Genomic DNA, 9,213 nt, shown 5'->3' with positions numbered 1-9,213 from the left:
ATTAGCGATCGCACCTTTTTTGTCCAACCTCACAAAATCGCGTTGCTCCCGTTTGTACTCGGTCAGGTCAAGTGCCAATATACCACTTATGGTAAAAGAACAAAACATTACCCCCTGTGCAACTTTCTCTCAAATCTAACCCCCAACCCTAACCCTTGTAGCGTTGGGGAGCATGAATCAAAGCCAAAACTCTTAAAGTGGAGATGAGATAATAATTTCAGCAGTTAAATATTCAGGCAAAGCCTCGATGAATGCATTCCCATGCAGAGTATGGGAAGGAGGAAAAGCCTGATCAAATTAGAACACCACAATTCAATAATCCTGGAAGAACCTCTCCTTCTACCCCTCTTTTCGTAGGCTACCGTGTATACACAAGTCAAATTACCCCCCTTAATCCCCCCTTAGAAAGGGGGGAAACAGGAATTTAGTTCCCTCCCCTTGACAAGGGGAGGGTTAGGGTGGGGTAAAACTGACGCGAAAAACCAGGTGAGTAAACTATTTCAAACTTGTGTATACACCGTAGCTTTTCGTAGGAGAGGGGAGTTGAGCTAACCCTTCCCTACTAGCGTTAGGGGCTGGGGGGTTAGGTTTTTGATTACTGAATTGATGCTCTAGGTTTGATATAAACCGGATTGAATCTGATCCCTTCTTGCTAATTTCAATTAAAAATAAAAAACAAAAATAATTTCAGATTATACTGCCTGTTTGTCAGTGCGATAAATTATATTGTAAAGCTTATAAATATGAGAGAAATTGATCAAAAACTCGATCAATTCGTTTCTGATTGAAATTTATTAGTTCTAACTTACGTTATTAAGTAAATATGACTCTAGACAGATGAAATTTGAAACGTTACTGTTATTAGTAACGTATTTTTTCTGTGTTTAGGCAACATTCAAGTCTAGGCACTAGAAAAAAGGAGTTAATCACTAAAAGATTACTCCTAATTGTACTGCATCCTACCCACAGCCAGCATCAAGACATAGGTTTTATTACTCATGCTCAACGTATCCACTCACAATTCTCAACAAAATCAGCAACTGATTGACACTACTGACTGGAACGTTATTGAAACGAAGTTTGACCAGACGCAGTTGCACCACAAAGAAACCGTCTTCACCCTTAGTAATGGGTTCTTAGGAGTACGGGGTACGTTTGAGGAAGGGTATTCCCAGGATTTACCAGCTACACTCATCCACGGTGTTTATGATGATGTGACAATTGCTCATACCGAACTTGTGAACTGTCCCAACTGGCTGCCATTGGTAGTGAAAGTAGCTGGCGAACGCTTCAGCATGGACAGTGGTGAAATTCTCAACTACGAACGTCGGCTTGATCTGCGTTTAGGTTTAGTTAGCCGTGATCTGCGGTGGCGTAGTCCTAGTGGTCATACCCTCGATTTTCACTTCGAGCGTTTCGCCAGTTTAGCAGATCAACACGTTTTGGCGATTCGCGCTCAAATTACATCCGTAGACTTTGAGGGTGAAATTACCGTCGAAGCAGGATTTGACAGCGAACCAGATACCCAAGGCGTTAAACATTGGCGAACCTTAAACCAAGGTGGCATAGACCAGATTATCTGGCTAAATAGTCAAACCCTCTACTCAGGTATTGAACTTGGGATGGCTGCTAAGTTAGTTGTAGATGGTGAGGAAACTACACCCGTGGGCATCAAAAATGCTTCTAGTTCTCCCACTTTGACAACCAGCTTTGAGTTATACCCAGGAAAAACGGCGACTGTCGAAAAGATTGTCACCCTGTTTACTTCACGGGAAACAGAAGTCCCGATCGCAACCGCCTTAGAAAGACTCGCTGATGAACCCAGATATACTACCCTATTGGCAGCTCACATTGCTGCATGGGATCAAGTGTGGCAAGACAGTGACATTATTATAGAAGGCGATCGCTTGGCTCAGTTAAGCGTCCGTTACAATCTCTTCCAATTACTAGCTGTTACACCGCGTCACGACAACCGGGTGAGCATCGCTCCCAAAACCCTCTCCGGTTTTGCCTATAGCGGACACATCTTTTGGGATACGGAAATATTCATCCTGCCGTTCCTCACCTTAACTCAACCAGCCCTAGCGCGTAACTTACTCACCTACCGCTACCACACCTTACCAGGAGCTAGACGCAAAGCTCAAGAAGCAGGTTATCAAGGGGCAATGTTTGCTTGGGAAAGTGCTACCACTGGAGATGAAGTAACTCCGCGCTGGGTGCCAACTCCCAACGGTGAATTAATCCGCATCTGGTGCGGTGACATTGAAGTGCATATCACTGCTGATGTTGCCTATGCAGTTTTACACTACTGGCAGATTACCAACGATGATGATTGGATGCGGGATTATGGCGCGGAAATTATCCTTGATACGGCTGTTTTCTGGGAAAGTCGGGTGCAGTGGAACCAAGAGCGCCACAGCTATGACATCCTAGATGTGATTGGCCCTGATGAAAATCACGATCGCGTCGATAATAATGCCTTCACCAATCTTATGGTTCAGTGGCATTTGCAGTCAGCTTTGGCGCTGTGGGACTGGCTCAAACAAGCTTACCCTGAAACCTCAGCCCAACTGGGGCAAAAACTCAACTTAACCACAGAGCGTCTGCACCGTTGGGCGGAAATTCAAGAGCGTCTATTTATCAATGAAGATATCCAAACAGGTTTAATTGAGCAGTTTGAGGGCTTTTTCCAGTTAGAAGACATTAACTTCGGTGATTATGAACCGCGCAGCAAATCTCTGCAAGGTTTGTTGGGAATTGAAGCCACAAGCCAAAAGCAGATTCTCAAGCAGCCAGATGTATTGATGCTGCTGTACTTACTGCGCGATCGCTACGACCATAACACCCTTACCACCAACTGGGACTATTACACCCAGCGCACCGACCACAGCTATGGTTCTTCACTAGGCCCAGCCATTCACGCCATCTTAGCTTGCGACCTCAATCAACCAACCGAAGCCTATATGCACTTTCTGCGATCGGCCTTGGTAGACTTGGAGGATGTAAGGCGTAACGCAGGCGAAGGAATTCACGCCGCCAGTGCTGGAGGAGTATGGCAAGCGGTAGTTTTCGGGTTTGGCGGGATTCGGATGACTCAATTTGGCCCCGTTGCCTGTCCCAACCTACCACCTAACTGGACGCGTTTGAAGTTTCGCCTGCAATGGCGTAACGAGTGGTATGACTTCGACTTACAAGCCGAAACAGAAGTGAAAGTTCCCACCTTGGCAGATACACACTCAGAAATTTAGTGGGGTTATCTTCGACTTAGATGGAGTTTTAAGCGATAGCTAAGAGTTTCATTAGTAAAAGCGACAGTTTAAAAGTTGATTGATTCTTGTGAGGTTGTCCGTCTAATTGCCAACGATACAGCGGTTTTGAATTGAAAACCGCTGTATTGACTAAAAAAGGGCGTTACTGAATAGCCTGCCTTTGACCAAATAATTATGAATTCATAATTCAGAAATTTTAGACACTGTACAGAGCAAGCACGCTCCACTCATTAAATCAGTGGTCGAAAACAGAGCGTCGAGAGTTCAGAGCTAACACGCTATAAGAAATTATGAATTACATTAATGTGTTCTCTGTGCCTCTATAGTTAAAAAAAAGACTTTTAAACCACAGAGACGCGGAGGGCGCAGAGAGAAAAAAAGAGATTTTTCGAGTCATCTTGAAAGGGCTACACCTGAATCCTTAGCAATATTTATAGAAGTCAAAGTCGAAACTTCGTATTTTACTTTTAGTGTTATTGTTTCTTGCTTATAAAACTTACGCAATAACTCTCTGAAACCTTATACCTTTGCGTCCTTTGCGGTAGCCTGCGGCAAGCCGCTCCGCGTCTACGTTTTTTCATTATTTTGCGTAAGTCCTGGCTTAGAGATGTAATCATAAATAAAAGATTATATGAATTATAGATTTATTGCTATTGAATAGTACTTATTTAGATAGTTGGCTGCGATACATAAACTTTTACTTATACCTGCAATATAATATTTATTTAATAATTTACCTTTCGGAGTTAACTATTTTGTTTTAAAAGCAAGTAAACTAATTTGAACAAGGGAAAGTTACCTCCTCGGTAGATTTCAATCAATTAATATAAGTCATTAGGTTTATTAAAGATAGTTGATATTGCCTTTTCTTCAAAAAAAGGTTGAATTGGCACGACTATCATAGCTTGATATATCTATTGATAATGCAAGATAAATTTGTTTATCTTTGCCTAATTTGTCATAGCTATAAACAATAAAATTCATTTTGAAGGAGACTTGATGAAAGAATTTTTTAATCAAATTTCCCGCCGCAAATTAATCTTAACTGCCGGAGTATCTGCGGGTGCTGTGTTCCTGAAAGGCTGTTTAGGAAATCCCCCTGACAACCTTACTGGTAAGAACTCTCAAGTTGTCCCAACTGCTCAGACAGTTGCTAATATTAGCCCTGAACAAAAACCAGAAACTACGAAAGTCAAGCTGGGATATATTCCAATTGTAGAAGCTGCTCCTTTAATTATTGCTAAAGAAAAAGGCTTTTTTGCTAAGTATGGTATGACTGATGTTGATCTTTCTAAGCAAGCTTCTTGGGGTTCAGCACGGGACAATGTAGAAATTAGTTCTGCGGGGGGTGGTATTGATGGCGGTCAATGGCAAATGCCAATGCCGCATTTAATTACAGAAGGTTTAATTACCAAAGGCAATCAAAAAATTCCGATGTATGTGCTGTGTCAGTTAATTACACATGGTAACGGAATTGCGATCGCTAATAAGCACCAAGGTAAAGGTATCAGTTTGCAGCTTGCTAGTGCTAAATCTCTGTTAACGCAACTCAAATCCTCAACACCTTTCACTGCTGCATTTACCTTCCCCCATGTCAACCAAGATTTATGGATTCGCTACTGGTTAGCCGCTGGCGGCATAGATCCTGATGCAGATGTCAAGCTGCTTACAGTACCTGCGGCTCAAACTGTCGCCAACATGAAAACAGGAACAATGGATGCCTTCAGTACAGGCGACCCCTGGCCATATCGTCTTGTTAAAGAGAAAATTGGCTACGTAGCAGCATTAACCGCAGAGATTTGGAAGAATCATCCTGAAGAATACTTTGCCATGAGAGCCGACTGGGTTGACAAAAATCCCAAGGCAACGAAAGCGATGCTCAAGGGCATCATGGAAGCACAGCAGTGGTTGGATAATTTTGATAACCGCAAAGAAGCAGCGCAAATTCTGGCTGGACGAAATTATTTTAATCTTTCCTCACCGGAAATTCTTGCAGATCCATATCAAGGCAAGTATGACATGGGAGATGGACGCAAAATTGATGATAAATCAATGGCAGCTTATTACTGGAAAGATGAGAAAGGTAATGTTTCTTATCCCTATAAAAGTCATGATTTATGGTTTATAGTCGAGAACGTCCGTTGGGGATTTTTACCAGAAGATTACATTACGAATAATGCTGCAAAAGCTAAAGAACTAATCAATCAAGTCAACCGTGAAGATATTTGGAAAGCAGCTGCTCAAGAAGCTGGTATTGCTGCTGCTGATATTCCTACAAATACATCTCGCGGTGTAGAAGAATTTTTTGATGGCATCAAATTTGACCCCGAAAAGCCCGAAGAATATTTGAAAAGTCTCAAAATCAAAAAAGTTTAGTAGAGACGCGATTAATCGCGTCTGTACAAGGTAAATGACGCGATTAATCGTATCTGTACAAGCCAAATACCAATGACAAATAATCAGGAAAATAAAGCATCATGACAATAGCCCAAAAACGCCCTGTAACCCCAAGATTTAATAACAGCTTTATATCTCGTCTGCAAAAGCAATTTCCTGACATTGTACCGCCAACGATCGCGATCGCCATCTTCCTGATTCTCTGGCAACTGTTCGCTTTCACTCCCGGTGCGACATTACCAGGCCCAATACAGGTTATTCAAGATACCTGGGTACTAATTTTCTGGCCCTTTTATGACAGAGGTGGCATAGATAAAGGTCTGTTTTGGCAGATTTGGGCCAGTTTACAACGAGTTGCTATCAGTTATACCCTAGCAGCGATCGTTGGTATTGGCTTGGGCATTTTGATTGGGGTGAATAAAACCATGTCCAAAGCTTTAGACCCCATCTTTCAACTACTGCGGACTGTACCACCTTTGGCTTGGGTTCCCATTTCTTTAGCAGCCTTGCGACAAAACGAACCAGCCGCCTTATTCGTAATATTCATCACCGCAATTTGGCCAATCTTACTTAATACTGCCGTTGGCGTCACCCAAATTCCCCAAGATTACAACAACGTTGCCAAAGTCCTGCAACTTAGCCGCAAAGAATATTTTATTAATATTCTGATTCCTGCCGCTTTACCTTACATTTTCACCGGCTTGAGAATTGCGATCGGTTTAGCTTGGTTAGCGATTATTGCCGCCGAAATTGTTATGTCCGGTATCGTCGGGATTGGTTTTTTTATCTGGAATGCCTATCAAAATAACAACGTCAGCGAAGTGATATTGGCTCTAATTTATATTGGCGTTGTCGGTTTAATCCTAGATAAAATCATGGGTTGGCTTCAAAACAAGATTTTGCCAGCAGAACAGAAATAGTCATTAAGTCAGCATAATTCGTAATTCGTAATTATTACCCCACGACTGAAGTTAGGAACCTAATTGAGGAGTAAATTTATTTATCTCCATAACTAACAGTTAGGGGCTTATACCTTGAATTCCGAATTACATAGCTTGCTTACCGCCAAAGGCAAGTATTACAAATTAGTAATTATTTAGTCGTTGGTCTTTATTCATTTGTAAGAAACTAATACCAATTCTCTGTAAACTTGCACTTAATAATTTATTCCTTGACTGATTGCTTTCTTTGCGTACTTTGCGTACTTTGCGGTTCGTTTAAAAAATATTAAGTGCATCTTCATGGAGAATTGGTATAAGGACTAATGACCACGTACCCAGAACTAATGACGAAAGACAAAGGATAAATAGAGTATGTTTGTAGCTGTTGATCAAATTGAAAAAGTTTTTGAATTAACTGGTGGGGGCAAATATATTGCCCTTAAAGGAATCGACCTCCAAATTAAAAAAGGAGAATTCATTTCTTTAATTGGTCACTCCGGTTGCGGTAAATCTACACTATTGAATATGATTGCAGGTTTGGATTTGCCCACTGAAGGTCTTGTGACTTTAGAAGGACAAAGAATCATCAAACCAGGCCCAGACAGGATGGTAGTGTTTCAAAATTATTCGCTACTACCTTGGCGGACAGTTAGAGAAAATATTGCCCTGGCGGTAGATTCAGTAATGAAAGGGTTGCCAGCCCATGAACGCCAAGCGATTACTGAAAAACATATAGATATGGTGGGTTTGCGTCCCCATGCTGATAAACAGCCGGGAATGTTATCTGGGGGACAAAAACAACGAGTTGCGATCGCCCGCGCTTTAGCAATTCGCCCCAAGTTGCTACTATTAGATGAACCCTTCGGTGCATTGGATGCACTCACACGCGGTAATTTGCAAGAACAACTCATGCAAATCTGCGAAGAAAATCAAGTCACTGCTGTGATGGTTACTCATGATATTGATGAAGCGGTGCTGTTGTCTGACCGAATTGTCATGCTAACCAATGGCCCCGAATCCAAAATTGCGGAGATTTTGGAAGTGGATATTCCTAGACCCCGCAAACGGATGGAAGTTGTAGAACATCCCAGCTATTACAGCTTGCGGAGTGAAATGATTTACTTCCTCAATCAGCAGAAACGCATCAAGAAAATTCGGGCGCGGAAAACTGCGGATATCGCTCGTCATGGGTTGGAGAAAGTTAATCTAGAAATTGGCTTTTTGCCACTGACTGCTTGCGCCCCCTTAGCTGTTGCCAAAGAGAAAGGTTTCTTTACCAAGCATGGTTTAGATGAAGTCAACCTCGTGCGGGAAAGTAGCTGGCGCGGCATCGTTGATGGCATGACTGGCGGTTACTTAGATGCGGCTCAAATGCCTTCGGGAATGCCGATGTGGTTAACACTGGGAGGACATAATAACCAACCCCTGCCTGTTGTCACCGCCCTTACCATGACTCGCAACGGTAACGCCATTACCTTAGCAAAACGTTTTTACGACCAACGTGTACAAACCTTATCAGATTTCAGAAATCACCTGATTCTCACCCGCGAACAAAGGCACACAATGGGGGTAGTACATCCGGCATCTATGCACAACTTGCTGCTGCGTTACTGGCTAGCGGCTGGAGGAATTGACCCCGATGGCGATGTAGATATGAAGACCATTCCCCCAGCGCAGATGGTAGCAGACTTAAAAGCTGGAAGCATTGATGGTTACTGCGTCGGCGAACCTTGGAACTACCGCGCGGCTGTGGAAGGTGTCGGCTTTACCATCGCTACCGACTTAGAAGTTTGGCTGGGACACCCTGGTAAAGTTCTTGGTGTGCGAGAAAATTGGGCAGAAAATTATCCAAATACGCATATCGCCTTAACCAAAGCTTTGTTAGAAGCTTGCCAGTATTGTGCAAATCCCGATAATTCCCAAGAGATTCGGGAAATCTTAGCAGGGCGAGAGTACGTCAGCACTGATTTAGAATACATTCAACTCGAAGATCCAGATAGTCTTACCTGTGACTTAGACCATCCGTTGCGGGACTATGCCCATCACCAGTTTTATTCTGAGTCTGCCATTAACCGCCCCAGCCGCACCGAACAAATTTGGATTATGAGTCAATTGGCGCGTTGGGGTGACACTCCGTTTCCCAGAAATTGGGTAGAAGTTGTGGAAAGGGTATGCCAAGTTCGTGTCTTCAGTACCGCTGCACGGGAATTAGGTTTAGATATTAGCTACATTCGCCAACCCATCAAACTGTTCGATGGTACTCCCTTTAACGCCGATGATCCAATAGCGTATCTCAACAGTTTGCAGATTAAACGTGATTTTTCAGTCGCAGAAGTTATTCTTGATGCACCAAGAAGAAAACTCGCATCGTAAAAAAATGGTAATGGAAAGAGGGAGTGGAAGAAGTATTACATCACGTGCAAGCCTCAGAACTCTATTAATGAGGCTCTGAACTCCATTAATCAGGCTCTGAACTTCATTAATGAGCCTTTGAACTTCATTAATGAGCCTTTGAACTCCATTAATGAGCCTTTGAACTCCATTAATGAGTCTTTGAACTCCATTAATGAGCCTTTGAACTCCATTAATGAGTCTTTGAACTCCAT

At 42.7% G+C, this 9,213-nt stretch carries 4 protein-coding genes; all 4 read left to right on the top strand.

All coding sequences use genetic code 11. From position 1 onward, the window contains the following. Positions 1-998 precede the first annotated feature (998 nt). On the top strand, positions 999-3,248 hold the full coding sequence (locus tag Q0541_RS19245) for a glycoside hydrolase family 65 protein (protein WP_298913691.1): 2,250 nt from the start codon (positions 999-1,001) through the stop codon (positions 3,246-3,248). A 1,020-nt stretch (positions 3,249-4,268) separates the two neighbouring features. Further along, positions 4,269-5,645 carry a CmpA/NrtA family ABC transporter substrate-binding protein gene (locus Q0541_RS19240; RefSeq protein WP_298913686.1) on the top strand — a complete coding sequence of 459 codons (1,377 nt, stop codon included), beginning with the start codon at positions 4,269-4,271 and terminating at the stop codon, positions 5,643-5,645. A 101-nt stretch (positions 5,646-5,746) separates the two neighbouring features. Further along, positions 5,747-6,586, top strand: coding sequence for a nitrate ABC transporter permease (gene ntrB, locus Q0541_RS19235; protein WP_298913683.1), 840 nt, complete (start codon positions 5,747-5,749; stop codon positions 6,584-6,586). Between the two features lie 393 nt (positions 6,587-6,979). Next, positions 6,980-8,980: a nitrate ABC transporter ATP-binding protein gene (locus tag Q0541_RS19230; protein ID WP_298913680.1), complete on the top strand. Its 2,001-nt coding sequence runs from the start codon at positions 6,980-6,982 to the stop codon at positions 8,978-8,980. Positions 8,981-9,213 lie beyond the last annotated feature (233 nt).

The sequence above is a fragment of the uncultured Nostoc sp. genome (assembly GCF_937863485.1).
GTDB lineage: Bacteria > Cyanobacteriota > Cyanobacteriia > Cyanobacteriales > Nostocaceae > Nostoc.
Note: the sequence above shows the minus strand (reverse complement) of the source record. Positions and strands in the feature narration are given on the sequence as shown.